The organism is Variovorax sp. Soil_C_33 (assembly GCF_057656935.1).
The window spans coordinates 1-23,662 of the sequence record NZ_JBDGJK010000021.1; the positions used below are offsets into that span (position 1 = coordinate 1).

A 23,662-nucleotide genomic window follows, 5' to 3' on the forward strand; every position below is an offset into this window, starting at 1 on the left:
GCCTTCTCGTTCCCATGAACCACCTCCGGTTTCATCTTCCACCTTAACAAGGTGTCTTTGAAACCGGCAGCAGCCCAGACAGGGCATATCCGCGCAAGGGCAAGCAGATCCCCCTGCTGCTGGAAAGCTAGAGCAGCCCCCGAGGTCGCTCAGGATCTCGGTGGCGAGATGCTCAGCTCAGCTGCCGGCAGCGGCACTGACCAGCCTGCACAGCAGGCTTCGATGGCAGCTGCCCTGGCATCGGCCAGCACGGCGGCTGCCGTGTGTTGCTCGGGTGTCGGTTCGAGCTCGTCGACGAACCCGCCAACGTCCCAGCCTTCGCGCGCGTGATGCGCGAGCGCCGCAGCCCAGGGCGAGATGTCTGCTGCCTCGAACACGGCGCGCGCAGCGGCCAGGCCGCGCTCCAGCTGCTCTGGGTTTGCGCCTTCCACGTGGAGGATGATCGTCATGCGCGGCCTTCAGAAGAGGGAAGCATCCGCCGGCGGCGGACCCTTCGGCTGCGCGTTCAGGTTTGGGCTTCGGCTCCTTGGGCGGCGCGGCCGGCGCCGGGCCGGCGTCGAAGATCTCGACCGGCGCGAGCCTAAGCAGGAGTTGCGCCTGCTCGACCGTGCCCTCCAAGGGCAAGCGCGCCACGGTGATGGGCACGCTCTTTCACTCTGACAACGGCAACCACCAGACCGACATGCTGGTGACGCCGACAGCAATCGCGCCGACTAGGTGACGGCGGTAGTTAGCGACCCGCCAGCGCCATTCACGCGCCGCCCGGCCCGCCCGTTGCGACTAGGCGCGACCGAAGCCGAGTAGACCGATGCCACGAGGCAGCTTCGCCGGCTGTCGATGTCATCATCAGTTGAATCACAATTAGCTTCATGCTATGAATCTTTTGATGATTCACATCATGTAGGATGGCGTCCTTCAATACCAAAAGGATCGCCATGCCCGCCCTCGACGAACTCATTAGGCAAGCCAACGAACGCACGAAAGAAGAGACCGTCATCGTTACAGTCCGAATCCCGCTGAACGTCCATGGCGAGATCGAGGAACTGACGGAGAAGCTCCAAACATCGAAGCAGGTGACCCTGCTGGGCCTTATCCAGGAGGGGCTCGAACAGGCTCGCATCAAACTGGACCGCCCCGTAGAGGAGCCCGCACCCAGCGAGAAAGCCGGCAAGTTCTATCTCCTGAACACGAACAGGGCCCACGGCAACCGCGATCACGAATGGATGCTCGCCGGCGGTCGCGCCGCGGCCTTCTACAAGCCCTGGACGGAAAACATCGATCGAATCCGCAAGGGCGATGTTGTGTTCCTGTATTCGAATCGTGTCGGTATCGTGGGCTACGGGTACGGCACGGGGAAGGTCGAGACCTTGGACCACGGGGGCCAGCGGGATGCCTGCCACTACCAGGTGCTCGACAAGTTCAAACGGCTGGAGAAGCCGATCTCCGCGGCGGAGCTCAAGAAGATCATCGAAGCGGACCTGGTCTTCTTCCAAACGATGGCGCCATTGCCTCGGTCGGAGAAGTTGATCGAGGTGGTGGACAAGCGCAGCGAGCCAAGCGCCCGGTAAGCCACACCCGCCCGGGGCCCCGCTCTCTCCGCGCCCCAACCCCGATGGTCGATCCGAATCGCACGGGAGGGACAATGAGGCTGGCAGCCAATCGACACGGCCCACTACATCAACGAGCGGCCTCCCATCGCGAGTACGCCACGCGGCGGCCGACATGCGCGGAACACTCATGAACAACAATGCGACGCCTCCCGAGAAGCCGAAGCGCTTGAAGCTCGACGACCTGATTGGGCGGCGAGTAGAACTGGAGACCGATGATGGGACGCTCTACGCCCGGCACTTGAGCATTGGCGATCTGGAGGCTCTGGCACCGCTGATCGATGATCCCGCAGTCTCCGACGCGGCGCTCGGTCGTGAAGCCGTCAGGCGGCTGCTTTCGCGGAGCAAGACCGCGCACGACGAGCCGCTGACCGAGGAAGAGGTCGACAACATCTCCTCACTGGACAACCTTGCCGGGGCCGCAGCGCAGGCGATCGGTACGATGCTGCACCCGGGCGGCCGCGAGCCCGTTGAACAAGTCGGCTCGAACGTGCGTCAGCAGGCTCGTGATCTGGCCGACACCACACGACGCGTCCGCCAGTCCTACGACTCGATCGGCACCGCGCTTCAGTCCGAGATGTCGAAGAGCCTTGGCGCCATGCAGGCAGCGGCGCGCAATCTGACCTCCATGGCAGTGCCCGCCGAATCTCTGCTGCGGCGTGCGAAGCAGGAAATCACCTTCGAGTCGCCACCCTTCAAACTGCACGACATGGGCGTCTCGCCGCTGGTGAAGTCCGGCGAGATTGCCGTGCAGAAGTTGGACAACATCGCCACGCAACTTGCCGTCCTCGCAAGTAGCGAATCCGAACTGCTGCGGACGATCACGCTCGACGTTGTCCCGAAGTGGGAAGAGGCAAGCAAGGCGGCGGACCTCGCGTCGAAGCGAGCACTACGTCTATCCAGGTGGTCGCTAGGCATCGCGCTCTTTGCGCTTCTCGCGTCTGCCATCGTGCCGTACCACATCATGCAACTTCAGAACGACGCTGCAGCCGCAGATCGAAAGATGGACGACGACGCCCGTGCGCGCCACGAAACTCTCTTGCTAAAGCAACTCGTAGCAATCCGCGCGCTGGGGGCACAACTCGAACAACAAGGTATACGTGTGGCGGCGCCGACATCGCCGCCGGCGGTGGACACGAGACGTGACGCTACCGTCGCAAGCTCGCCGAGCGCTAAAAAATAAACCGTCTCATTTCAAAAAACAAACGGAGAACCAATGGATATCACTATTCCCGGATTGGCCGCCCCACTCGTCGGCGCGGCGCCTGTTGTCATCTTGGGAGCAAACGGCTCGGGCAAAACGCGACTGGCTGTGCAGATGACAGGCGCTGGAAATGCAGAATTTATCGGGGCCGTCCGCAACATTGCGCTTCCCGATCAAATTCCAAACTGGACTCTCCAAACGGCAATCAACGAGCTAAATAATAGAACCAATCAGAGAAGAAACACGTATTGGGAGCTTATTCCAGACATCGACGCATTGTTTGGGAAATTGTGGAGTTCGCACGCTGTAGAAGCAATGCGAATCTATGATCAGCTTCAGGCGGGAACCACACCGGAAACCCTCCCCGAAACCGTTCTAAATAAGACGCGCGCGCTATGGAAGACGGTTTTCCCCGGAAGAACTATTGCTTTCAGCGACTTTAGCGCGACAGTCTCAAATGAGTATCTGGGCGCCGCCACATATACAGCTAAACACATGAGTGACGGCGAAAGAACTGGGCTATATCTTGCAGCCAGAATCCTTGACTCGTCACACTCCATTGTTGTGGTCGATGAACCTGAGACCCATTTTCACTCTCGATTGGCAGTTCGTTTTTGGGATGCTCTAGAGTCCCTCTGCAGCGACAAGCGCTTTGTCTATGTGACGCATGATTTAAATTTTGCGTTATCACGAAAGGATGCAAGCATAGTTCTGGCTCGTCCCAATCAGGTTCCCGAGCTAATCGCCCCAGGCGACGCTCTGCCGACGGACGATGTGGCATCGATCCTGGGAGCAGCTTCATTTTCAGTGTACGCAAAGCGACTTGTGTTCTGTGAAGGGCGTGAGGAAAAAAGCCTTGATCAAGAGTTGCTGCGAGCGTGGTTCAATGATCGAGGCACTGCACTGGTGCCGGTGGGCGGCTGCGAAAATGTGAAGCGGTGCACTGCAGCCTTCCAGACTTCTTCAATAGTCAGTGGCTTCGAAGCAATCGGGATAATCGATCGCGATCATTGGCCCGATGAGCTGCTTTCAAATGTGCACGGACTACACGTTTTGCCCGTGCATGAGGTGGAAAGCCTTTATGTGCTCAAATCTGTGTATCTGGCCGTCGCGGCTCATCTTGGACTTGCAGCCAGTGCAGAGCAATCATATGCCTCCGCACTTCTGAACTGGCAAAGACAAATGGCTGGTGTACTCGCCAATAAACTTATATGCGAACGCTTTAAAGCGAGATCGATGATGTTATTGGAACGGGGTTTCGCTAGTACTGCGGATTTCAACGATCGTTTGGCGCTCCAAAGTGCCTTGACGACACATATTTCAAACACCTTACCTGTCACGCGCCCGGATCAAATTTGGCAAGAAGAAGCGGCTCTTGTAGATGCTGCGGTGCAGTCGCAAGACTCAGCGGTCTTTCTCAGAGTTCTTCCTGGCAAGCCGCTGCTGGGACCGGCGGCAACGAGTTTGGGCATCAACAAAGAGCGGTACTGCGAAATTATCAAGACAGCCTTGGGTTCAAGCGAAGCGGGCTTCGCAACCTTGCACGCAGCGCTGGAGGCGGCACTAACTCCCTACTTGCCCCCACGAAGGGTGGTCTAGCCCCTTGCGGCGCATAGACCGCCATGATGCGCCGCCCAGCCCGCCGGTCTGCACGTGCGCGACGCCGGGCACGTTCTGGCTGATTTCGCTCTTTCGCAATCACGTCGCTTGTGTTCCGCGACCAACGCACGCTTGCCGACGGCGATGAGTCGCTTGTGTAAGCCGTCTAGCGCAGCGATGTGAGGACCCCGCGCCGTCACCACGGCAGAATCTGGCTGCGTAGATCCTTCCAGGGGATCATGCAGTCAACTCTCTCGAATGGCGTGAATCTAAAACTTCAGTCTCTGCAGCGCTTCGCCAACCGGGTGCACGTCGCCATTCATGACATTGGCGAGGCAGAAGAGTTCGCAAAGACATTTAGGAGCATTCGGGGCACTCCTGAAGGCGAACATAGCCCCCATAACGACCACTTGGAGGCAGCCCTTGGCATGGCGGCGATCATCAGCTACGCACGACCTTTCGTGGCTTCACGCTCCAATGGCGTCGCCGACAAGCTCATCAAGCCCGACGATATCCAGCTATTCGAAGGCCATCCTGAGCACGCAGCGGAACATCAACTTGTGATGACGCTTCGGGATCAAGTAGTCGCGCACTCCGACTGGACGCACCGATTTTCGCTGGTCGAGGTGCCCGATCAGTTCTCCGATAGTCAACGGCTCCTTGTCGCCTTCGATCCTCGACTACTACTGACGAACTTTCACTCCTTCATCGATCTAGCTCAGCATGTGCGGACTCGGTTGGTCATATTAATCATGTCACTCGAAGGTCAAATGAACGCGCTCGCTCGATCAGTTTGAGTGCGCAAGGCCGTGCGTTCGCTACTGCCTGCGCCAAGCGCGCGTCGGCCGCTAAGGCGGGGCCTGTCCTCATGATCTGGCCCGTGCGGCTGTACGCCTCGCGAACGCTGATGGATCACCTGAGCTGCCAGTAGCGTGCGCGCTCGATAGCCGCGTGCCAGCACGCGCGAATGCCGCGCGCGGCCGGCTCGTTTTATTGTGGAAGCGACAGATCCGGCTCAGGACTGGTAGCCGCGCGTGCTCCACGAGGCCGGTGATTGCCGGGACGGCCTGCTCGGAGTAGGCTGCCTCGCCATGCGCGAAGCACTCGACGCCTTATCGACTCATTGGCCGTTCGCATTGACGCTCTTTGGCTATTTGGCCGGCGTGCTGCTGTTCGTTAAGCAAGTGTTGGAGACGCGGAAACTGCGCGCCGAGTTGGGAAAGCTCCAGCGCGAGGAAAAAGAGAAGACCGCGCTTGTGCGCATCGCTACGCCGGATGAGGTCGAAAAGTTTGGCGCACCGATGCGCGCGAGGCAGTCACATCAGATTTTGATGCTCGGCCTCGCGGCATTGCTGGTCGCGCCCGCACTGTGGTTCACGTGGCCACGATCCCCACTGTCGCCGGCGGACATTGTGGCAACGGCGCCTTCACAGGCGCCCCCGCATTTGCCGCCGCACCCGATAGCTTCACGGCTCGAAGGACAAGTTTCCGAAGTCCTGGCAGAGCCGCAGGTGTTCGCCGCGACGTGGCTTGGCCTGATTCAGGTTGGGCTCAAGCAGCAGGCCGAAACGATGGTTGATCCAGCCGCGGGAAAGGGGCTCGTCCAGTCCGTGCCGCCGACTTACGGGCGGGCCTATCGAGGTGGCTACTTAACCGCTGACGGCTTGGTTGTGCAATTCACCGTCTCGACCCTCGAAGGCGTCAAGAGCGAAGAGGTGCTTGTTTGGGATGGCGGCGGAATCGTCGCCATCAGGGGTTACCGCATCTTCAGCGGTCCCTCTACACGTTGAGTGGCACGCGCTCCGACATTACGCGGCCGCCGAAACCCAGCAGTAGGCGGCCCACATCGCAGCCGCCATCAAGAGGTAGATCAGCTCGAGCAGGCCGCGCGCGATCGGCACGGTCGTGCAGTTGCTCGGTCGCCTTGATCCAGCCGCTGCGGTAGAGGCGCAGAACCCACAACGTCACCAGCGTCGGGGTCGCCCAGTAGACCAGCGGCCAGATCACGGCGCGGACCTCTGGACGCTGACGACGCGAAACGGCTGACGGTAGCGGGCGGCCCAAATGCGGGCCTGCGCTTCGAGGCGATTGCGGACCTCGCTCATGACGAACGCGCCCGCTCGGCTCCACGTGGCGAGGAAGGCGTCGATGGCCGCGTTCCACCTCCTGCTCATTGCGACCAGCGCGGCCTCGAACTACTCGTCAGTCATGCAGTCGCGCAGCAAGAATGTCGGGCGCGAGGCGCGCGCAGGTCGGTGAAAGTCTGGAATAAGCAGGGCTCTCACTGCTGGTGTGCGCAGCGACCTGCGCGCGCACGCCGATCGCGCGACCCATGGCCGACGCCTCGGAGCGAATGCCCTCCCAAAGGGACACGCTGGCCTGATGGCCGCGCAACAGGTCGCTATTGCCATCGCTGATCGCGCCGATCAGGAACCCTTATGAGTCGTGTTTCAGAGTCGTCGCGACGTTCAACCCCTCGTGCGCAGGCGGACGACGATCGCGTCCATAAAACGATCACGCTGCGGCACGGGCGGCGGCGCTGGGTCGACGCGACGCGGGGCAATGCGCGGAATGTGGCTCGGCGCCTGTGCGGCGCGCGTGGCCCGCTTCTCCGCGATCGCCGTAGTGGCGAGGCGCGACTTCTTCAGCAGAGCCTCGATCTCGGCGGTCTGCCGTGCAAATTGATCCGGGATCACTGGCCGGCCTCGCTTTCTTCCTCGGGCAGCACCTGCACCAGCAGTGCCTCGCCGGGCTGCAGGGCGTGGAGCAAAGGATCGCGCTGCGCCTCGGTGCCGAAGTCGGGTGCCGCCGGGTCGTGGAGGTCGGCGTGCGTGATCCAAACGCGGAAGATGAGCGTCACGTTCTCGTCGGCCTGCAGCGTCACGTACTGACCGGCACAGGGCTCAGGCCGCCCGGCGGCTTGATCGAACAGCACGCGCATGCTCAGCACGGGCGGCGCCCCATCCTCGACCGCACCGGCGGCGAGGGCGAGCGCGCGTGCGTCGGCGTCGATGATCTTGAAACGCACTTGACCGCGACGCACGATCTCGGGCACCGCAGCGTCGGCTTCGGCCCACGTGGCCGGATCATCGTCGTCGAAAGGCTGGCCGGTGGCATTGAGCGCGACGCTCTGCAGCAGATCAGCGGCGAGAGCCCGCGCTTGGTCGTCGGGGGCGGGCTCGGGATAGGGTTCGGGTTGCATGGCGGGCGTTGCTCCGGGTTGATTGATGGATTGGTGGCGGCTGCTGGCGTTGACACGGCCAATGGCGACCAGCGTGCGCAGCCGGGCGGCCTGTTCAAGGTGCTTCGCGATGTCAGGCACGGGCACTCCCTTGCTGCGCGAGAAGCGCCTGCAGCGCGCGGGCGATAGCGGCCGAGTTGGGGTCGCTGCGGCCGGTGTATGCGGCCATGGCCTTGCGGATGTCGTCGGCGCTGGCCGGCGGTGGCAGCTTGGCTCCGCGCTGATGGGGCTGAACCACGATGCGGCGGGCACGCTTGGGCAACATGGCCTCGGCATCGCGCTGGGCGACAGTGAAGACCTTGGGCTTGGCCTTGCCCGGCTTGTCGATCCGCGCGCGATCGGCCTCGATCATTTGCGCGACGCGCTGGCGCAGGCCCCCGCTGTACTGCAGGTCAGTCATGACGCGCGTCAGGTGCTTGCAGCAGGCGCCGTCCAGCGTCGGATTGGTGAGCTTCGGAAAGCCGTGCTCAGGCCTCGAAGCCGAAGGCAGCCAACTGCCGGCCGTCGCGATGAAGCGCAAGAAATAGCGGAAGTGCTCGCAGTCGCACTCAAAGCGCAAGCCGCCATCCTTCAGCAACCACTGGGCTGCCTGCGTCGAAGTGCCGGGCCGCGCGAGCGCCGCGGCGTACTGCTCGAACTCGATGCTGACGTGGTGCCGGCTGACCTTGGAACGCGGGCCACTGTCGGTCACGAGGTGCACCTTGCCAGCCATGAGGCGCACCGGCAGGGAATAGCGGATCTCAGCCTTGGCGCGCTCGATATCCACGGCGCGCGACAGGCCCAGCGCCTCCTTCGCGGTCAGGCCCTGCCGCGCCTTGTCCCCGAGTACCGCCACGGCTTTCTTGAACTCACGGAGGTCAGCCGGGGTGATCGGGCGCACTTGCCCGCCCAATGTGGTCGTCAGGAGGCGCGCGGGGCTCAGACGACCGGCCACTTCGTCCGGCTGCAGGATGGTCCGGGCCTGCCGGCGGGACTCCAGTTCCTGCATGCGCTGGCGGTTCAGCGCCTGCATGGCGTTGCGGACGCGCGGCGCGGTCACGAGATGCACTCCCCAATGACCTCGGCGAGGGTCCGACCACCGAGCAGACGATCGGAGCGCGCCGCGCGTTGCTCGGCGTGCGTGGCATCCAACTCGACCACGAGTGCGTCCAGCCGCCGCAAGAGCGTGTTGACAGGTGCGATGCCAGTGCGTTCGAACTCGCGCGCGGCCTCAGCCAGGAAGTGCTCGAACGCGGCGATCTCGACGAGGCGGCGCATCTGGCTCGCGCACTGCCGCGCGAGGCTGCGAGCGCGCTTCTGACTGCGCACCGATTCGATCTGCTCGGCCATCGCCGGATCGATCGGGAAAAAGACCCTGTTCTTTTGTTTCATGACGCTGGTATCTACGCGCACACACATACGCGTGGGGTGAAGTAATTGGTTCTTGGGGCGTCTATTCGCGAGCTTCGACGGCGTGCTGCGCTGCGATAAGCGGCTCGAACTCGGCGATGCCAGCCAGCACCGCCTCGTCTCCGGTCTCACTGAACTTGAGCAGCGGCTGCATGAGCGCCTTGATCTCGGCGATACGGGCTTGACCCTGCTCGCGGCGTTCTTCGCGGCTCGGACCCGCGTTGACGGTCAATGCGGCCATCTGCTCGGCCGTAACTCCAGCGGCCTGCAACAGCATCCGACGCGCCTCGGCATTGGTCACCTGTTCGACCGGCGGCCGGGAGAGCGAATCGGCCTGCCTGCACAAGGCGTCCAACTCGACTTGCAGCGTGTTGAGGCGCTGGCTCACGGCATTCCGCAGCGGCTGCAGTTGATCGCGACGGGCCTTGACGATGCTGTCGTGCTCCGCCTGATCGGCACGCGCATCCACAAGCGCGGCTTCCGCATGCTCGCTCAGGTGCTTGAGTACGGCAGCGACACGGTCCGGGCTCAGATCGTCGCCCGCGGCTTCGCTCGCCGAGTTAATCAGCCCGCGAAATGAGGCGAACTCGACAGCACGCAACAAGGCCGAGCGGGCCTCGCCGGCTGCCCGCTGAACCATGGGATTGCGATACAGCGCAGAGACGGTATCGATCTGCGCGGCGGTCAGGCTGGCGCCGGTGTTCAACGGCGAGCGGGCGAAGGGGGCGGTGGAGATGCTGTTCATGGTGATAGGGGGCGCTTGGCGCGACGATTGAGTGAAGGGACAGGGCAAGGGTGCAGAACGCGACTTCGAAGGTGCTGCGGGGCTCGCAGGTGCCTCGGCGAGGCCGAGATGGCGGGCAGTTGCGCGAAGGACGGCAAACATCACTCGGCCTCCTGCAGGATGGGCACGGTCTCGACGAGAGCCCGCACGTCGCTGGCCCGATACCGAATCAGGCGCGGACCGAGCCGCAGGAACGGAAGCGCCACATCGCCCGACTTCCGCCAATCGGCGAGGGTTTCGGGGCTGACCCGCAGCACCTCCGCAACCTCGCGCTCTTCGAGCAGTTTTTCGATGGATTGGTCCATGGATGGAATGGTTTGGGTGGAGAAGCCTGGATCGTCGCGAGTCAAGGCGGATCGACCGGGAGCGCTTTTCCCGATCTGCGTTCAAGTGGCGCCGCGTGCGTCGTTCGCGGCGATCAGCGCGAGGCGTTCGCGTTGGCGCGCGTCTTCGTCGTCGTGCCGCTTCATGAGAATGCTGACCTTGAGTGCCGCGCCTTCCAAGCGGTCGATCGCGTCGAGCATTTCCTCTTTGCCGCCATGCCCACTGCGCAGACGCCCGGAACGTGCCACGCAGGCCTCCGCGGCTTGCACCAGAGCCCGGATCTCGGCGGTGCCTGCCCCGACCACGCGCTCATCAGTGTCGAATGCTTCCACGACGCGCTCTGCTGCCGCGGCCATCATGGTGCGCACTGCGCGAATGGCCGAGTAGCGGCGCACTGCGCGCAGGTCGCGCTCGGGGTCGTCGCAGCGGCCGAGCAAGTAGTCGGTCGTGACCGAAAGCGCATCCGAAAGCGCGATCAGCACAGAGAGAGTGGGCGGGCGCTTGGCCCATTCCCACTGGCAGAGTTGGGCTGAATTTTTGTAGCCGATCGCCTTTGCAAGTTCGGTCTGGCTCATGCCATTGATCTCGCGAGCCGCAGCGATACGGCGCCCTACGACGTTCGCGACCAAACCCCGAGTCGTCGTGAAATGCCCGCGGCCCGCCTCCTGCGGCTCGGCCGCTTCATCGAGTTCGTCAGCAAGGGCCGAGCGGCCAGCAGGCGCGAGCAATCCAGCGAACGGCCCGCAGCGCGCGGCGAGATCGCTATCGTGATTGGGAGTCTCCGTTTCAGCAACGGGCGTGGCGGCGGGGATGGGGATGGGGGAGGAAGCAAGTGCGGTCATGGCGGCGGCGGCGAGGCGTGAGAGGGGTTGCGGGGGCATGGGGGCGAACTGAAGCGAGGCAGTCGGGAAGTTCACGTTGCACCTCCGATCTCTGCGAGCAGGGCACGTACCTGGCCAAGGTCTTTCAGGATGCGCATGTGGTCCCAGCGCGAGACGAGATACGCAGTGCTGCCATCAATGCGAGGGGCCGGCTCCAACTGCCACCCGCACAGGGCGAAGCTGGCCTGCAGGGTAGCGAACGCCTTCACATCGGAAAAGAGCAGGGAGTTGGCGGCGCTGTTGAACCGGATACTCGTGCTCGCGCGTTGGGGAGCGTGCGGAACGACTTGATCCGTCACCTTGGCCTCGGTCCAGAAATGGGCCGAGGCGTTTTTTTCGGCATCGCGACCGAGGGTGCCGACGAGGATGATTTTGCGATCCACGGCAGCCCTTACTTGGAAGCCAGCCACGCCGTCACGTCACCTGCGCGGAAGCGCGTGCAGCGGCTCGAAAGGCGCACGGGCTCAACGAATTGGCCCTTCTGGATCAAGCGGTGGATCGTGGCGCGAGAGAGGCCTGCGAGGTCGCACACCGTGGAGAACTGCAACAGCGCATTGGGGTTGTTCGCCGCTTCCAGCGGCTGGACCTTGCGGGCCTTCTTCTCGATCGGTTTGACTTGTTGCGGCATATCTTGCTTCTCGTTGAGACAACGGGAAGCACTGTGCCGTCGAGGGGGCGCCGCTGCCGGCGCCTTTTTCCAGCGTTAATTTCAGCGTTAGAAGTGACGAAGCCCGGCAGGGGCCGGGCTCTATTCGTGGACGTTGGCGTGGATCAGGGGAGCGTCAGTACGTTCTGTGATTTCCCGTTGACGCGCTCCCTCGTTTGCTTGAGCCGCTCCAGGCTGACAAGCCCCCCGATCACCCCTCCCGCGTTCGCTTCACTCACCTTCGGGTCTCTGTCGAGGCTCATCAGGTGCTGCACGACTTCCTTGCGAAGGAGCCGGGTGCCTGGGTGGTCAAACATCGAGAGAGCGATGTCCCTCAAGGTGCGTGGCTCCTGTGGCGCTGGGGGCCGCGCGGCCTGCGGCTTCCTTGCTGGCGCGTCGACCAGTTGGTCCGGCTCTTCATACTCGTCCGAGCAGAACTTGGCCGCGTTGTCGATCTCATACCAGACGCGCTCCAGTGACTTCTCAGCGAGCGACGTATCCCGCTCCGCCTCATCCTGTAGTTCTTCGATCTCGGTGTCGATCAGGCTCTGCGCCTGCTCAAGGCCATGCTTTCGGCCCTGTTCGTAGCTTTCCACTCGATCCCGTTCGTAGCCGGCCGACTCCACTTCCGCTGCCTCCAACGTATCGAGCGCGGCTTCGAGCCACCGCGCCAGCTTCTCGACGGCCGGCGCGGCCTCGACGGGCGACACCCGCAGAGCCCTCAAGAACTCGCGCGCCTGAAAGGAGTCCTCTTTCTCCACTTGATCTCCCGTTGCGCCTAGTGTTCGCTGGCGCGTTCAATTGCTTCCTGCGCTTCGATGCCGGCGAGGCACCACTCTGCGGCGGCCACCACGGCATCGCCATAGACCGTCGCGGCAGTGTTGAACATCGCCAACATTGCTGGGTTGTTCTCGTACTTGGCGTGCAGCGGTTCGAGGCGCGCATAGAGCCCGTCGTCGAAGTAGTCCGCGGTGCCGCTGATCAGGCCCTGCAGGAACGCCACATCGATCGCCTGCAAGGCGGCGGCGCGCGCATCCTCGGCCCGGCGGATCAGGTCCATCATTCCGGCATCACCACGCCCGACATGCTTGGCGCGCAGCAACAACAGCCGCAGCGCCACGTCATCGGCCAGCACATCGGCTGTGCCTCGGACCAGCGCGGCGAGCCAGAGTGCGTCCTGTTCGTACATCGAAGGCTCAGCGCCAGACTGCGGCCAGATCAGCGGCAGTGGACGCATCGGTTGCGTCAGCCGCGTGGCCCGCGGCGGCGACGCCTGCGCGTTCGCGCTTCAAGGCTGTCAGTCGAGTGCCAATGGCGCCGGCAATCTCGGCGTCCAGCGCCTGCAGGCGGCGCGCACAGATGTCTGCAAATTGATCGCGGGCCTCGGCAAATTGGAGATGGTTCATAGCCCTCATTCTTGCTTCTCACCCCGGATGGTCCGCGCCGGGGCTTCGCGGTTTTCTCAGGCGGCGCGGTGCAGCGGCACAACGTTGTCGGCAGTCGGCGCGCCAATGCATTGATCGGCGAGGAAGTCGTTCCACGCGCGCAGCGCGGCGCGCTTGGCGTCAAGGTGCTGCCCCTTGTCATAGTGGCGGTCCTGCACGCCGGTCAGCCCGTGGCTCAGAAGCTGCGCGCGGGTGTCCTTGCTGATGCGAAGCGTTTCGGCCAGCATAGTTTCGATCGTGCGCCGTATGTCGCCGCCCCTGAAAGGCGCTTGAGCCTGCTTGGCTTGCACCATGGCGACCGACATTTCCTGCACCGCGTTGGACAGCGTAGCCGGCGCCACGGGGCCGCCGCGGCTCGCGAAGAGCAGGGCGGTCGTGTCGCCGTTCTCGATCGGGTTGATTGCCCGCAGCTCGTCGAGGATTTCGGTGATTTCCGGCACCAGCGGGAGCACGTGCTGGCGAGGCTGGCTGCGGCGCCCTTTGGGGTCGAACAGAACGAAGGTTTGCCCGTTCGCGTCCTCGTGGCGCAGGCGGAGCAGCTGTTGGAAGCGCTGGCCGGCGGAGACAACCTGTAGCTGCAGCGCGAGGCGCGTGAGCGTCGAGGGCAGGGCGGCGACTTGCGCGAGGTAGCGGCGCAGTTCTTCGACGGATAGCACCCGCTCGCCCGGCCGGTTGAACGCCGCGGCCATCTTGCCGGCGGGAACAGCGGCGGCGGCGTTGTACGTCAGGCCGAAGCCGGCGGCGGCGGTGGGAGCCATCGGGTCGGTGGCGGCGCCGAGCGCCAGCTTGAACGCGGCCGACATGAACGAGCGCAGCTTGAGCGCCGTGCGCCCCTTCTTTTGCTTCACGTCGGTGCCCACCAGTCGAGCGAGGATGCGCGAGACGTGTTCGGGCGTGATCTGAGCGGCCGGCAGTGCCGCCAAGTCGGGGAACGCCAGTTCGACGTGATTGGTGAACATGTTCTCCACGTCGTAGGCGGTGCCGTCTTTGCCTTTGTCGCGCAGCGCAGCAACGTAGGCCTGCAGCATCGCCTTTAGCGTTTTCTCAGCAGCGTCCCGGACCTTGGCGACAGTAGCGGCCTGCTGCGCCTTCTTCTCCGCGCGGTCGATCTCGCGTTGCGCGGCAGGGTCTTCGCCAGCCTTAATGCTCGCCTGCAGGCGGGCCGCCTCGGCGCGCGCCTGCGGCAGGGTCAGGCAGTTCTCGGCCTCGTTGATGCTGTACCGGCCGATCGACTGGCGCGAGGTCTTGCCTTCGCGGTGCCATTCGAAGACCCACTCCACGACTGTGCCGCCCGCAGTGATCCGCTTCCGAATCTTGAGGCTTCCGGCGCCGGGACGAATGGCGCCGTCGGCCAGCATCTTGCCGGGCTTGAGCGCGCTGATCGCGGTAGTGGTTAACGCCTTTGGGGCGGTGCGGCGGAGAGCGGGTTGAATGGCGCTTGTGTCACGATCCATGTCACGATCCGTTTTTGGATTTTGGTAGACATCATGATACACAAACGGATAACAAACACTGCTAAGTGCTTATCGTATATACATTCAATTCAATGAATCGTGACAAGATTTGACATTGGCAGCTGACCTGGAATCTGCCTTTTAATCCGTTGGTCACTGGTTCGAATCCAGTACGTCCTACCACCAAACCCGCGTGCAATACAGAAAGCCTGCTATCCAATAGATAGCAGGCTTTTGGCTTTGCAGCCCGCCCTCCGGTCGGGCGGCAGCGTGTCGGATCATCTGCCTATGTCTGAACCGGCGCAGGTGGTGACGGTGCACGTCTCGCGGGCTTCGGGCCGCCGAGCGCCCTGAGCGAATGGATCAGGCCTTGCGGCCTCAATTCTTCCCGAGGTGCGCGCGAACCGCGTCAGCCTCGTCGCCCACGGCCGCCACTGCCATGCGCAGCTGCTCCTCATTGATGCTCAGCAATTGGCACCAGTACCTGACTTCATAGTCTTCGATCAGGTTGATGCGCGTGCGGTCCTGGCCGCCCACCTTCGTCTTGTCGTCTGCCATCTTTTCGTGCTCCTTCATCCAATCCATAGGGTCCGGCTGCCAGCGACGCTCAGTTGCCGACAGACCCTGCATCGTACGAAGGCGATTCACGCATGCCGCTTACAGCCACCGTGAAGGACATCAGGGACTCCGGGTGTCATGGATCACCTACGCGGGCTGTCGCCTATGCTGATCGCGCCTCCATAGCCGGCATTGGGGAAAGCGCACATTCGGCTGGCGAACTCTCCGCAATGGAGGATCGCATTTTTGGCGAAGACCTGGACAACATGGCGAAAAGTAAGACAATAGAACTACATATGGGATGTTTTCACATGCACGGGCCGCAGAAGGGGTGAATTTCAGCGGGCTGTTGGAGCGCTATGGCAACGATCTTGAATGCCGCGATCGATCCTTCCCGCCGAAGCGTGCGTAAGGCTTGGCTTGCGGCTGGGCAGGTTCGCAATGCGGTAGTGGGCCGAATCGTTGTCGCCTTCAGGGAGCAGATTGAAGGTGGAGGTCCGGGGCCTGTCGACGCCGATCTGCTGCTGTTCGCGAGGGTCGCAATTGCGGAGCGAAGACTGTTGCAGCGCCTCCTCGCGCCCTCGAAGGACCCAGTTGCTCATCGCCGGAAGCCAAGAGGCAATCAGCGGTCTTCCGGCTTTCGAGCAAGACAATGACGGCCCCCTCAGCGCCTTCTTCGAGAGACCCAGGTACTGCAAGCCCAGTCCCTACGGTGCTTTCGCGCGCGGCCTGCCAGATGCTGGCGGAGCGCGCTGGCGTACTCGCGCCCGGGGCACCGCTATCCGACGAGCTGATGGCTTTTGCCGAGGCAGTCGCAAAGATGGCGTTGCGAGGCGGCGTCGGTGAAGCTGGCACCGGGTAAGGCCCAGAGAGAGCGCAACTGTTCAACCCACAATGAGGAAGCGGACAAGAGCGAGGAGCAAGCCCAGGGCGACGAAGGTTGCGATCGTCGTTGGGACCAAGCCGGCCGATCCTTCGTCTCCGTTCTGTCGCCTCGGTGTGGCGTAGGCCTTGGGCGTCGCCGCCGCCGGGTCGAAAGCGGTGCTGAACGGGCTGTAGAGTGCCCCGCCGAGGCTTGCCGATTCGTCGCTCTCGACGTGGACACCGGCGGCTTGCCCCATCGCCTCGGCCCTGGCGGAGGGCGCCTTCTCGATCTCGGCCGCGACCAGCGGCGCGCCTGGGGGCACCGACAGCGCTGCCAGGCAAATGCCGGCCAGCGCCCGGCGCACTCCAGGTTTTCTTTTCGCCACAACGGAGCCCTTCGGATTGCGAGACCTCGTTGACTACTTGTTGCCGGTCAGTCTGTGCGCTTGATGATTGCCGAAGGTCAGCGGGCTGGCTGTGTCGCAATTGAGCACTGGAGTCGTCGCGCCCGCCAAAGTGATGATGACCAGGGCAGTGTCTTTGGTGCCAGGCTCTCCGCCATCCGTGAACGTGAATGTGATCGACGCCGGCTGACCGTTGAAGGTGCCGGTTCCCGCTCCCGCGAAGGTGTCGAAGGGCGCAGTCGGAGGTTGTGGTTCGATGTCCGGCTCGTTGGTGCACAGGGCCTTCGTCAACGTGGTCAGATGGAAATTGTCGCCACCGGAGAAGTTGATTTCCAGATTGTTCGGCTCTGCGGGGCTGGGCTGTTCGTCGGTCTTGCAATGCAACTCGAACCCGTGCGTCACTCTTTGGTTCCCTGTCGCGAGCTCGCTGCAGAAAAAGCTTCCGCCACCCGTCATTCGGCCTTGCTCGTGCGCCCATGCAGAGCCCAACACCATCATCGCCGCCGCGGCCGCGGAAGCGCAGAGCACAGTCTTACCATGAGGCTTGTCCATGATCTTCCCCTTGCCCCGCCACGGGCAGTGATACCAGGGCCCGAGCCACTCACTTCAGGACACACCAGCAGACAGACACGCAGGCCCATCGGGCGGAAATGTTCTACGCCTCACGTGGCCCTTCCTCCATACCACGAATGGCCTATAGGAACCAGGTAGGACCAGTGGAGTAGAAACCTTGGTATGAACATACCAACGCCACCAAAACCTACCACGACGGAACCGGTCCTGCAGTCTCCTTCCACGGTGTATGTGGATCAGATCGCGCAAATTGCCGTCGGACCGTCGGTCTCCAAGCTCATTTTCGGAACTGAAGCGCGATCCGGTGAGGTGCCGAAGCCGATTCAGACCATCGTGATGCCCACACCGGCGCTGTTGCAACTTCATCAGCAACTGGGCAGTCTTTTGGAAGACCGGGAAATCATGGGCGCCGTATCGAAGAACGTCTTGAAGTTCGCGGACGCGCTGCAGAACCGGGCCAAATAAGAAAGGCCCGCATGCCTATTGGCTTGCGGGCCTCTTTAGGGATTTCTGCGTTTCAGGCCGCCTCATTGCCGCCGATCGCCGGGTGTGTGCTCGAGATTGCGGAGACGATACCGACGGCGCTCGCGCGCAGCAGCTCCTGCCGCAGGGCCGTCTCCAACTGACGGCGCGCCGTGTCCGGGCGGTCGTGGTCGTACTCTTCATCCAGCTCGCAGTGCAGGTAGTAGTCGACTCGGGCCATGAGTCGCTCTATCGATGTTGCGAGGTCTGTCTCATTCATCTTTCGCTCTCCTCACCTTGGTCCCTGTTTGGCCTTCGGGGGCTCGCCCCTGATTCGGAGCCTGTCGCTTCGGCCGCATTATGACCCGCCTGAACAATTGCGCCGGATTTCATGGCGTGGTAAGCCAACAGCTTGTGGGGGCAAAGGCACTGCCCGGTCAGTGCAGCCGGAGTCGATTCCATGTCTGGCGGAGGCGTGAGGGCGCCGCCGGTCGCTCGGCGCGGGGCGCGCCTTCAGGCGGCGGAAGCAGGTGCCGGACCGATTGCGTCACCTGCACGCATTCCTTGATGTGCAGCTCGCCCAGCGTGCGCAAGGCGGCGTAGCCCAGCGCCGCCGAGACGATCTGGCCCGCAATGGGTACGTACTTGGTGGCCTGCTTGGCGGTCAGACGGATGCCGGCATGGCGGGCCAGCTTGATCAGCAGTTCGCGGGTCACGAGCTTGCCCACCAGCAGGGCGCCGACGGCGGCGGCCGCCTGCTGCACGCGCTCACGCTGGTGGGGCGCCAGGCGCTGGATCTGGGTCGCCGAGAGGCCGAATTCCGCACTGATCTGGGGCACCACCCGCGAGAGCAGTGCCGCGTCGGCGGCCCAGTCGACGCCGGGAAGCGGAACCGCACTCGCGGCGGCGGCGATCAGCGCCTTGCGGCCGAGCAGGCGCCGGCTGCGCCGGATCGCCGCGATCAGCTGCGGATCACCCTGGGCGAGTTCGATGGCCGACGGCATATTCGGCGCAGCCTATCACGCCAGCTCAGGCCGCGAGCGCCTCGAGCCGGTCCGACAGCGCCAGCCAGCGTTCTTCGAGCTGCCCGATCTCGTCGTTCAGCGTTTTCAGGCGCTTGCCGGCCTCGGCGATCTCGCTCGCCGGCAGCGGATTCGCCAGCCGTGCTTCGAGCGAGGCCTTTTCGGTGCCGGCGGCGGCGAGTCGCTCGTCAATCGTCGCCAGCTCGCGCTTGAGCGGCTTGGCTTGCTCGCTGCGCTGCTGGCGGTCCTGGACCGTCGCCTGGGGAGAGGGCACCGCCTTTTCGACGAGGACGACGGCAGCCTCGCGCGTCGCCAGCTTGGCCTCTTCGCGCAGGCGCTTGGCCTCGTCCAGCAGGTAGCGCTGGTAGTCGTCGAGGTCGCCGTCGAAATCGGTCACCACGCCGCGGCCGACCAGCCAGAACTCGTCACAGACCGAGCGCAGCAGCGCGCGGTCGTGGCTCACCAGCATCAGCGTGCCTTCGAACTCGTTGAGCGCCACGGCCAGGGCCTCGCGGGTGGCGAGGTCGAGGTGGTTGGTCGGCTCGTCCAGCAGCAGCAGGTTGGGCCGTTGCCAGACCATCATCGCCAGTACCAGGCGCGCCTTCTCGCCGCCGCTCATGGTGCCGACCGCCTGTTTCACCATGTCGCCGCTGAAGTTGAAGCTGCCCAGGTAGCCGCGCAGGTCCTGCTCGCCGGTGCGCTCCTTGACGCTCGAGCCGAGCTCGCGCGCCATGCGCACCATGTGTTCGAGCGGGGTGTCCTGCGGGCGCAGCACGTCGAGCTCCTGTTGCGCAAAGTACCCGATGTTGAGGCCCTTGCCCTCGGTCACCGTGCCGGCAAGCGCGCCCATCTCGCGCGCGATCGTCTTGACCAGGGTCGACTTGCCCTGGCCATTGGCGCCCAGGATGCCGATGCGCTGGCCGGCCAGCACCGAGCGGTTCACGCCGCGCAGGATGGTCTTGGGCGGTTCGTCTTCAATCAGGTACCCGAAGCTGGCATCGCTGATCGAGAGCATCGGGTTCGGGATATTGCCCGGCTCCTTAAACTCGAAGCTGAAGTCGGCCTCGGCCAGCAGCGGCGCGACCTTTTCCATGCGCTCCAGCGCCTTGACGCGGCTTTGCGCCTGCTTGGCCTTGCTGGCCTTGGCCTTGAAGCGATCGATGAACTTCTGCAGGTGGGCGATCTTGTCCTGCTGCTTGGCGAAGGCGGACTGCTGCAGCTCCATCTGCTGGGCGCGCAGGGTCTCGAAGGCGCTGTAGTTGCCGCCGTAGCGCGTGAGCTTGGCGTGCTCGATGTGCAGCGTGACGTCGGTCACGGCGTCGAGGAACTCGCGGTCGTGGCTGATCACGATCATCGTGCCGGCGTATTTCTGCAGCCAGGCTTCGAGCCAGACCAGGGCGTCCAGGTCCAGGTGGTTGGTCGGTTCGTCGAGCAGCAGCAGGTCGCTCGGGCACATCAGCGCGCGCGCCAGCTGCAGGCGCATGCGCCAGCCGCCGGAGAAGCCGTTGACCGGCTGGTCGAGCTCGTGGGCCTTGAAGCCGAGGCCGAGGATCAGCGCCTGCGCGCGCGGCACGGCATCGTGCTCGCCGGCATCGGCCAGGTCGGTGTAGGCATGGGCTAGGTCCATGCCGATGTCGTGATCGTCCGGATCTGCTGCATGGGCGGCTTCGGTCACGGCGAGGGCTTCGCGCAACTCCACCAGCCGCGTGTCGCCGCCGACCACGAAGTCGGTGGCGGGCTCGTCGGTCTCGGGCATGTTCTGCGCGACCTGCGCCAGCCGCCACTGCTTCGGGCACGAGAAATCACCGCCGTCCTCGTGCAGCGTGCCGTTGAAGAGCGCGAACAAGGTGGACTTGCCGGCGCCGTTGCGCCCCACCAGCCCGACCTTCTCGCCGGGGTTGATGGTGACGCTGGCGCCGTCGAGCAGCACTTTGGCGCTGCGGCGCAGAATGACGTTTTTGAGAGTGATCATTAAAGAAGTGATTCGCGCGGGACCAGCAGCACCTGGTCTTCGCCCGCGCTGGTGGCGAGCCACACCACCTCGAGCTGCGGGAACGCTGCCTCGAAGTGCGAGCGCTCGTTGCCGATTTCAAGCACCAGCACGGCGGATTCGCTCATGCGCGCCGGTGCATCGGCGAAAAGCCGGCGGATGAAGTCCATGCCGTCGGCACCGCCGGCCAGCGCGAGCTCGGGCTCGGCGCGGTATTCGGCAGGAAGCCCGGCCATGCTCTTCGCATTGACGTAGGGAGGGTTGCAAAGGATCAGCTCGTAAGGACCGCGCACCTTTGCGAGGCCGTCCGATTCGAGCAGCGTGATGCGCGAGTCGAGCTGGTGGCGCGTGACGTTGATGGCCGCCACTTGGAGCGCCTCGGTCGACAGGTCGGCCGCGTCGACGCTGATTTCCGGATAGGTCATCGCCGCCAGTACCGCAAGGCTGCCGTTGCCGGTGCACAGGTCCAGCACGCGCCGTGTGTGTTCTCCCAGCCAGGGATCGATGCTGCCGTCGGCCAGCAACTCCGCGATGAAGCTGCGCGGAACGATGGTGCGCTCGTCGACATAGAAGGGCACGCCTTGCAGCCAGGCCTCCTTGGTCAGATAGGCGGCGGGCTTGCGCGTCGCGATCCGTTGCGCCAGCAGGTCGGCCACCCGTGCTGCATCCGCAGGACCGACCGCGCGATCGGCGACCGCATCCAGGTCGTCCAGCGGCAAGCCCAGGCGCCACAGCACCAGCCAGGCGGCTTCATCGAAGGCGTTCTGTGTGCCGTGGCCGAAGGCCACGCCCGCATCGGCCAGCTGCGTGGCGCCGGCCTCGATCAGCTCGATGACACTGCTCATACCGATAGCAGCGTTTCGAGCCGGTCCAGCGTGCGCTTGTAGATGTTCTTGAGCTGTTCGATCTCGGCGACGGCGATGTGCTCGTCGATCTTGTGGATGCTGGCGTTGACGGGGCCAAGCTCGACCACCTGCTTGCAGATCTTGGCGATGAATCGCGCATCGCTGGTGCCGCCGGAGGTCGACAGCTCGGTCTCGATGCCGGTCTCGTCGCGGATCGCCTGCTGCACCGCGCCGACGAGCTCGCCCGGCGTGGTCAGGAAGGGCAGGCCGCCGATGGTCCAGGCCAGCGTGTAGTCGAGGCCGTGCGCGTCGAGCACGGCCTGCACGCGCGCTTGCAGCGATTCGGGCGTCGACTCGGTCGAGAAGCGGAAGTTGAAGTCGATCACCGCAGCGCCGGGAATCACGTTGCTGGCGCCGGTGCCCGCATGCATGTTGCTGATCTGCCAGCTGGTCGGCTGGAAATAGGGGTTGGCAGCGGCATCCCAGCCGCCAGCGGCGTTGATCGCGACCAGTTCGGCCAGCGCCGGCGCAAAGGCGTGGATCGGGTTCTTCGCCAGGTGCGGATAGGCGATGTGCCCCTGGACGCCCTTGACGGTGAGCTTGCCGCTCATCGTGCCGCGCCGGCCGTTCTTGATCATGTCGCCGCAGCGCTCGACCGCGGTCGGCTCGCCGACGATGCAGTAGTCGATGCGCTCGCCGCGCGCCGCCAGCGTGTTGCAGACCACCACGGTGCCGTCGAGCGCCGGCCCTTCCTCGTCGCTGGTGAGGAGCAGGGCGAGCGTGAGGCGCGGATCGGGCGTGGCGGCCAGGAAGTCCTCGATTGCGACCACGAAGGCCGCCAGCGAGGTCTTCATGTCGCATGCGCCGCGGCCGTAGAGCTTGCCGTCGCGGTGCGTGGGCGTGAACGGATGGCTGCTCCAGTGCTCGAGCGGGCCGGTGGGCACCACGTCGGTGTGGCCGGCAAAGGCCACGGTCCGCGCGGCCTGGGGCTCGGCGGCCCCGGGACGCACGGCCCACAGGTTGGTCACGCGAAAGTCGGCCGGGCCGCTTTCGATGCTCTCCAGCCTGAAGCCGAACCGCGCCAGCCGCTCGCCGAGGATCTGCTGGCAGCCCGCATCGTCGGGGGTGACCGAGGGGCGGGAGATCAGTTGTTCGGCGAGTTGCAGCGTTCGGGACATTGAAAAAAAGAGAGGGCTAGTGACGGACGTCGAGCGTGATGTCCGTGAAGGTGGGTTCGTCGACCTGGTCGAGCAGTGCGCGGTCTTCGCGGCGCGCAGCCGGCGCCGTGCGGTTCTGCAGGCGCCACATCAGGTTGGTCGGCGAGTCGGCTTGCGCGAGGCCTTCCTCGCGGGTGATGAAGCCGTCGGTGATCAGCCGGGCGATGTCTTCCTCGAAGGTCTGCGAGCCTTCGGCCATGGACTGTTCCATCGCCTCCTTGACGCCCGAGAAGTCGCCCTTGCCGATGAGCTCGGCCACCAGCGCCGTGTTGAGCAGCACTTCGAGCGCCGGCATGCGGGCGCCATCGGGTGTGCGCAGCAGGCGCTGCGCGACGATCGCACGCAGGGCGCCGCCGAGGTCGCCCAGCAGCGTAGCGCGCACCTCGACCGGATAGAAGCTCAGGATGCGGTTGAGCGCGCGGTAGCTGTTGTTGGCATGCAGCGTGGCCACGCACAGATGGCCCGACTGGGCATAGGCGATCGCGGCCGTCATGGTCTCGCGGTCGCGGATCTCGCCGATCTGGATCACGTCCGGCGCCTGGCGTAGCGCGTTCTTGAGCGCGATCTGCAGCGACTGCGTGTCGCTGCCGACGTCGCGCTGATTCACCATCGACTTCTTGTTGGTGAAGGTGAATTCGATCGGCTCCTCGACGGTGAGGATGTGGCCGGTGGCGTTCTCGTTGCGGAAGTCCAGCATCGAGGCGAGCGTGGTGCTCTTGCCGGCGCCGGTGGAGCCCACCATCAGGATCAGGCCGCGCTTCTCCATCACCAGCGTCTTCAGGATCTCGGGCAGGTTGAGCTCGGCGAAGGACGGGATGACCGAGGCGATGTGCCGCACCACCACCGCATAGCTGCCGCGCTGGCGCATTGCGCTGATGCGGAAGTTGCCCGCGTCCTCGAGCGCGATCGCCGTGTTGAGCTCGCCGGTGCGTTCGAGTTCGGCGATGCGCTCCGCATTCACCACCTCGGACAGCAGGGCGAGCGGCGCCTCCGGCGGCAGCACCTGCGCATTGATGGGCAGGCAGTTGCCGTTGATGCGGATCAGCGCCGGGGAGTGCGCCGAGAGGTAGATGTCGGACGCCTTGCGTTCGGCCATCAGGCGAAGAATTCGCTCCATCGTCTTCATCGGCACTTCTCCTCGGTTTCGTTGGTT

The 23,662-nt window shown here is 64.1% G+C and carries 33 protein-coding genes; 8 read left to right on the top strand and 25 right to left on the bottom strand.

Translation table 11 applies throughout. The features are described from left to right. Positions 1 to 149: 149 nt before the first annotated feature. Positions 150 to 449, bottom strand: a complete 300-nt coding sequence (locus tag AC3A6B_RS25695; protein WP_487839473.1) for a hypothetical protein — start codon at positions 447 to 449, stop codon at positions 150 to 152. A gap of 62 nt (positions 450 to 511) precedes the next feature. Here AC3A6B_RS25695 and AC3A6B_RS25700 point away from each other — a divergent pair, with 62 nt between their 5' ends. From AC3A6B_RS25700 to AC3A6B_RS25725, 6 genes are all read left to right on the top strand, one after another. After that, positions 512 to 721, top strand: a complete 210-nt coding sequence (locus AC3A6B_RS25700; protein ID WP_487839474.1) for a DUF4431 domain-containing protein — start codon at positions 512 to 514, stop codon at positions 719 to 721. 214 nt (positions 722 to 935) lie between these two features. Continuing rightward, positions 936 to 1,568, top strand: a complete 633-nt coding sequence (locus AC3A6B_RS25705) for a hypothetical protein (RefSeq protein WP_487839475.1) — start codon at positions 936 to 938, stop codon at positions 1,566 to 1,568. A 169-nt stretch (positions 1,569 to 1,737) separates the two neighbouring features. Continuing rightward, complete coding sequence (locus AC3A6B_RS25710) at positions 1,738 to 2,790, top strand: hypothetical protein (protein WP_487839476.1); 1,053 nt, start codon at positions 1,738 to 1,740, stop codon at positions 2,788 to 2,790. A 33-nt stretch (positions 2,791 to 2,823) separates the two neighbouring features. Further along, positions 2,824 to 4,410, top strand: coding sequence for an ATP-dependent nuclease (locus AC3A6B_RS25715; protein WP_487839477.1), 1,587 nt, complete (start codon positions 2,824 to 2,826; stop codon positions 4,408 to 4,410). A gap of 239 nt (positions 4,411 to 4,649) precedes the next feature. Continuing rightward, on the top strand, positions 4,650 to 5,207 hold the full coding sequence (locus AC3A6B_RS25720) for a hypothetical protein (RefSeq protein ID WP_487839478.1): 558 nt from the start codon (positions 4,650 to 4,652) through the stop codon (positions 5,205 to 5,207). Positions 5,208 to 5,501: 294 nt separating this feature from the next. After that, a complete protein-coding gene (locus AC3A6B_RS25725) occupies positions 5,502 to 6,200 on the top strand; it encodes a hypothetical protein (RefSeq protein WP_487839479.1) in 699 nt (232 codons plus the stop codon). On the opposite strand, the gene AC3A6B_RS25730 is transcribed toward AC3A6B_RS25725, so the two are convergent. After that, a complete protein-coding gene (locus AC3A6B_RS25730; protein ID WP_487839480.1) occupies positions 6,190 to 6,417 on the bottom strand; it encodes a hypothetical protein in 228 nt (75 codons plus the stop codon). The two genes, AC3A6B_RS25725 and AC3A6B_RS25730, sit on opposite strands and share 11 nt — an antisense overlap. A gap of 96 nt (positions 6,418 to 6,513) precedes the next feature. On the opposite strand from AC3A6B_RS25730, the gene AC3A6B_RS25735 reads away from it, so the two are divergent. Next, positions 6,514 to 6,669, top strand: a complete 156-nt coding sequence (locus AC3A6B_RS25735; protein WP_487839481.1) for a hypothetical protein — start codon at positions 6,514 to 6,516, stop codon at positions 6,667 to 6,669. 209 nt (positions 6,670 to 6,878) lie between these two features. Here the strand turns inward: AC3A6B_RS25735 and AC3A6B_RS25740 are convergent, their stop codons facing one another. The 17 genes from AC3A6B_RS25740 to AC3A6B_RS25820 all read right to left on the bottom strand — a co-directional run bounded on the left by AC3A6B_RS25740 (position 6,879) and on the right by AC3A6B_RS25820 (position 16,952). After that, entirely contained in the window at positions 6,879 to 7,106 is a 228-nt protein-coding gene (locus AC3A6B_RS25740) for a hypothetical protein (protein WP_487839482.1), read from the bottom strand. After that, a complete protein-coding gene (locus tag AC3A6B_RS25745; RefSeq protein ID WP_487839483.1) occupies positions 7,103 to 7,732 on the bottom strand; it encodes a hypothetical protein in 630 nt (209 codons plus the stop codon). Before AC3A6B_RS25745 ends, AC3A6B_RS25740 begins: the two co-directional genes overlap by 4 nt. Beyond that, on the bottom strand, positions 7,725 to 8,690 hold the full coding sequence (locus AC3A6B_RS25750; protein ID WP_487839484.1) for a hypothetical protein: 966 nt from the start codon (positions 8,688 to 8,690) through the stop codon (positions 7,725 to 7,727). The genes AC3A6B_RS25745 and AC3A6B_RS25750 overlap by 8 nt, the downstream gene beginning before the upstream one ends. Beyond that, positions 8,687 to 9,022: a hypothetical protein gene (locus tag AC3A6B_RS25755; protein WP_487839485.1), complete on the bottom strand. Its 336-nt coding sequence runs from the start codon at positions 9,020 to 9,022 to the stop codon at positions 8,687 to 8,689. The genes AC3A6B_RS25750 and AC3A6B_RS25755 overlap by 4 nt, the downstream gene beginning before the upstream one ends. Positions 9,023 to 9,083: 61 nt before the next feature. Next, a complete protein-coding gene (locus AC3A6B_RS25760) occupies positions 9,084 to 9,785 on the bottom strand; it encodes a hypothetical protein (RefSeq protein WP_487839486.1) in 702 nt (233 codons plus the stop codon). 140 nt (positions 9,786 to 9,925) lie between these two features. Beyond that, positions 9,926 to 10,129, bottom strand: coding sequence for a helix-turn-helix transcriptional regulator (locus AC3A6B_RS25765; protein WP_487839487.1), 204 nt, complete (start codon positions 10,127 to 10,129; stop codon positions 9,926 to 9,928). 81 nt (positions 10,130 to 10,210) lie between these two features. Further along, positions 10,211 to 10,990 carry a helix-turn-helix domain-containing protein gene (locus AC3A6B_RS25770; RefSeq protein WP_487839488.1) on the bottom strand — a complete coding sequence of 260 codons (780 nt, stop codon included), beginning with the start codon at positions 10,988 to 10,990 and terminating at the stop codon, positions 10,211 to 10,213. 71 nt (positions 10,991 to 11,061) lie between these two features. Further along, the gene (locus AC3A6B_RS25775; RefSeq protein ID WP_487839489.1) at positions 11,062 to 11,412 is read right to left on the bottom strand and encodes a hypothetical protein; all 351 of its coding nucleotides are present in this window, start codon (positions 11,410 to 11,412) and stop codon (positions 11,062 to 11,064) included. An 8-nt stretch (positions 11,413 to 11,420) separates the two neighbouring features. Further along, entirely contained in the window at positions 11,421 to 11,657 is a 237-nt protein-coding gene (locus AC3A6B_RS25780; RefSeq protein ID WP_487839490.1) for a helix-turn-helix transcriptional regulator, read from the bottom strand. Between the two features lie 143 nt (positions 11,658 to 11,800). After that, the gene (locus AC3A6B_RS25785; RefSeq protein WP_487839491.1) at positions 11,801 to 12,436 is read right to left on the bottom strand and encodes a hypothetical protein; all 636 of its coding nucleotides are present in this window, start codon (positions 12,434 to 12,436) and stop codon (positions 11,801 to 11,803) included. A 17-nt stretch (positions 12,437 to 12,453) separates the two neighbouring features. Beyond that, a complete protein-coding gene (locus tag AC3A6B_RS25790; protein WP_487839492.1) occupies positions 12,454 to 12,912 on the bottom strand; it encodes a hypothetical protein in 459 nt (152 codons plus the stop codon). Beyond that, complete coding sequence (locus AC3A6B_RS25795; RefSeq protein ID WP_487839493.1) at positions 12,872 to 13,081, bottom strand: hypothetical protein; 210 nt, start codon at positions 13,079 to 13,081, stop codon at positions 12,872 to 12,874. The genes AC3A6B_RS25790 and AC3A6B_RS25795 overlap by 41 nt, the downstream gene beginning before the upstream one ends. Positions 13,082 to 13,137: 56 nt before the next feature. Further along, positions 13,138 to 14,574 carry a tyrosine-type recombinase/integrase gene (locus AC3A6B_RS25800; RefSeq protein WP_487839494.1) on the bottom strand — a complete coding sequence of 479 codons (1,437 nt, stop codon included), beginning with the start codon at positions 14,572 to 14,574 and terminating at the stop codon, positions 13,138 to 13,140. Positions 14,575 to 14,952: 378 nt separating this feature from the next. Further along, positions 14,953 to 15,132 carry a DUF3606 domain-containing protein gene (locus tag AC3A6B_RS25805; RefSeq protein WP_487839495.1) on the bottom strand — a complete coding sequence of 60 codons (180 nt, stop codon included), beginning with the start codon at positions 15,130 to 15,132 and terminating at the stop codon, positions 14,953 to 14,955. Between the two features lie 338 nt (positions 15,133 to 15,470). Continuing rightward, the gene (locus tag AC3A6B_RS25810; protein ID WP_487839496.1) at positions 15,471 to 15,734 is read right to left on the bottom strand and encodes a hypothetical protein; all 264 of its coding nucleotides are present in this window, start codon (positions 15,732 to 15,734) and stop codon (positions 15,471 to 15,473) included. Positions 15,735 to 16,016: 282 nt separating this feature from the next. Next, the gene (locus AC3A6B_RS25815; protein WP_487839497.1) at positions 16,017 to 16,361 is read right to left on the bottom strand and encodes a hypothetical protein; all 345 of its coding nucleotides are present in this window, start codon (positions 16,359 to 16,361) and stop codon (positions 16,017 to 16,019) included. Between the two features lie 54 nt (positions 16,362 to 16,415). Beyond that, positions 16,416 to 16,952, bottom strand: coding sequence for a hypothetical protein (locus AC3A6B_RS25820; protein ID WP_487839498.1), 537 nt, complete (start codon positions 16,950 to 16,952; stop codon positions 16,416 to 16,418). A 183-nt stretch (positions 16,953 to 17,135) separates the two neighbouring features. On the opposite strand from AC3A6B_RS25820, the gene AC3A6B_RS25825 reads away from it, so the two are divergent. Next, positions 17,136 to 17,438 carry a hypothetical protein gene (locus tag AC3A6B_RS25825; protein ID WP_487839499.1) on the top strand — a complete coding sequence of 101 codons (303 nt, stop codon included), beginning with the start codon at positions 17,136 to 17,138 and terminating at the stop codon, positions 17,436 to 17,438. Between the two features lie 52 nt (positions 17,439 to 17,490). Here the strand turns inward: AC3A6B_RS25825 and AC3A6B_RS25830 are convergent, their stop codons facing one another. From AC3A6B_RS25830 to AC3A6B_RS25855, 6 genes are all read right to left on the bottom strand, one after another. Continuing rightward, a complete protein-coding gene (locus tag AC3A6B_RS25830; RefSeq protein WP_487839500.1) occupies positions 17,491 to 17,676 on the bottom strand; it encodes a hypothetical protein in 186 nt (61 codons plus the stop codon). A 196-nt stretch (positions 17,677 to 17,872) separates the two neighbouring features. Then, positions 17,873 to 18,439: a hypothetical protein gene (locus AC3A6B_RS25835; protein ID WP_487839501.1), complete on the bottom strand. Its 567-nt coding sequence runs from the start codon at positions 18,437 to 18,439 to the stop codon at positions 17,873 to 17,875. 25 nt (positions 18,440 to 18,464) lie between these two features. Further along, entirely contained in the window at positions 18,465 to 20,429 is a 1,965-nt protein-coding gene (locus AC3A6B_RS25840; protein ID WP_487839502.1) for an ABC-F family ATP-binding cassette domain-containing protein, read from the bottom strand. Further along, on the bottom strand, positions 20,429 to 21,292 hold the full coding sequence (gene prmB / locus AC3A6B_RS25845; RefSeq protein WP_487839503.1) for a 50S ribosomal protein L3 N(5)-glutamine methyltransferase: 864 nt from the start codon (positions 21,290 to 21,292) through the stop codon (positions 20,429 to 20,431). Before prmB ends, AC3A6B_RS25840 begins: the two co-directional genes overlap by 1 nt. Continuing rightward, positions 21,289 to 22,470 (bottom strand): succinyl-diaminopimelate desuccinylase, encoded by a 1,182-nt coding sequence (gene dapE, locus AC3A6B_RS25850; protein ID WP_487839504.1) that lies wholly within the window; start codon positions 22,468 to 22,470, stop codon positions 21,289 to 21,291. Before dapE ends, prmB begins: the two co-directional genes overlap by 4 nt. Before the next feature lie 16 nt (positions 22,471 to 22,486). Further along, on the bottom strand, positions 22,487 to 23,635 hold the full coding sequence (locus tag AC3A6B_RS25855) for a PilT/PilU family type 4a pilus ATPase (RefSeq protein WP_487839505.1): 1,149 nt from the start codon (positions 23,633 to 23,635) through the stop codon (positions 22,487 to 22,489). Positions 23,636 to 23,662: the final 27 nt, after the last annotated feature.

Bases quoted from the DNA above. Each gene is read 5' to 3' on its own strand.
- AC3A6B_RS25695 (WP_487839473.1), bottom strand. From the start codon at position 449: ATGACGATCATCCTCCACGTGGAAGGCGCAAACCCAGAGCAGCTGGAG.
- AC3A6B_RS25705 (WP_487839475.1), top strand. From the start codon at position 936: ATGCCCGCCCTCGACGAACTCATTAGGCAAGCCAACGAACGCACGAAA.
- AC3A6B_RS25710 (WP_487839476.1), top strand. From the start codon at position 1,738: ATGAACAACAATGCGACGCCTCCCGAGAAGCCGAAGCGCTTGAAGCTC.
- AC3A6B_RS25715 (WP_487839477.1), top strand. From the start codon at position 2,824: ATGGATATCACTATTCCCGGATTGGCCGCCCCACTCGTCGGCGCGGCG.
- AC3A6B_RS25720 (WP_487839478.1), top strand. From the start codon at position 4,650: ATGCAGTCAACTCTCTCGAATGGCGTGAATCTAAAACTTCAGTCTCTG.
- AC3A6B_RS25725 (WP_487839479.1), top strand. From the start codon at position 5,502: ATGCGCGAAGCACTCGACGCCTTATCGACTCATTGGCCGTTCGCATTG.
- AC3A6B_RS25735 (WP_487839481.1), top strand. From the start codon at position 6,514: ATGACGAACGCGCCCGCTCGGCTCCACGTGGCGAGGAAGGCGTCGATG.
- AC3A6B_RS25755 (WP_487839485.1), bottom strand. From the start codon at position 9,022: ATGAAACAAAAGAACAGGGTCTTTTTCCCGATCGATCCGGCGATGGCC.
- AC3A6B_RS25760 (WP_487839486.1), bottom strand. From the start codon at position 9,785: ATGAACAGCATCTCCACCGCCCCCTTCGCCCGCTCGCCGTTGAACACC.
- AC3A6B_RS25765 (WP_487839487.1), bottom strand. From the start codon at position 10,129: ATGGACCAATCCATCGAAAAACTGCTCGAAGAGCGCGAGGTTGCGGAG.
- AC3A6B_RS25770 (WP_487839488.1), bottom strand. From the start codon at position 10,990: ATGACCGCACTTGCTTCCTCCCCCATCCCCATCCCCGCCGCCACGCCC.
- AC3A6B_RS25780 (WP_487839490.1), bottom strand. From the start codon at position 11,657: ATGCCGCAACAAGTCAAACCGATCGAGAAGAAGGCCCGCAAGGTCCAG.
- AC3A6B_RS25790 (WP_487839492.1), bottom strand. From the start codon at position 12,912: ATGCGTCCACTGCCGCTGATCTGGCCGCAGTCTGGCGCTGAGCCTTCG.
- AC3A6B_RS25795 (WP_487839493.1), bottom strand. From the start codon at position 13,081: ATGAACCATCTCCAATTTGCCGAGGCCCGCGATCAATTTGCAGACATC.
- AC3A6B_RS25800 (WP_487839494.1), bottom strand. From the start codon at position 14,574: ATGGATCGTGACACAAGCGCCATTCAACCCGCTCTCCGCCGCACCGCC.
- AC3A6B_RS25805 (WP_487839495.1), bottom strand. From the start codon at position 15,132: ATGGCAGACGACAAGACGAAGGTGGGCGGCCAGGACCGCACGCGCATC.
- AC3A6B_RS25810 (WP_487839496.1), bottom strand. From the start codon at position 15,734: ATGAGCAACTGGGTCCTTCGAGGGCGCGAGGAGGCGCTGCAACAGTCT.
- AC3A6B_RS25820 (WP_487839498.1), bottom strand. From the start codon at position 16,952: ATGGACAAGCCTCATGGTAAGACTGTGCTCTGCGCTTCCGCGGCCGCG.
- AC3A6B_RS25825 (WP_487839499.1), top strand. From the start codon at position 17,136: ATGAACATACCAACGCCACCAAAACCTACCACGACGGAACCGGTCCTG.
- AC3A6B_RS25830 (WP_487839500.1), bottom strand. From the start codon at position 17,676: ATGGCCCGAGTCGACTACTACCTGCACTGCGAGCTGGATGAAGAGTAC.
- AC3A6B_RS25835 (WP_487839501.1), bottom strand. From the start codon at position 18,439: ATGCCGTCGGCCATCGAACTCGCCCAGGGTGATCCGCAGCTGATCGCG.
- AC3A6B_RS25840 (WP_487839502.1), bottom strand. From the start codon at position 20,429: ATGATCACTCTCAAAAACGTCATTCTGCGCCGCAGCGCCAAAGTGCTG.
- prmB (WP_487839503.1), bottom strand. From the start codon at position 21,292: ATGAGCAGTGTCATCGAGCTGATCGAGGCCGGCGCCACGCAGCTGGCC.
- dapE (WP_487839504.1), bottom strand. From the start codon at position 22,470: ATGTCCCGAACGCTGCAACTCGCCGAACAACTGATCTCCCGCCCCTCG.
- AC3A6B_RS25855 (WP_487839505.1), bottom strand. From the start codon at position 23,635: ATGAAGACGATGGAGCGAATTCTTCGCCTGATGGCCGAACGCAAGGCG.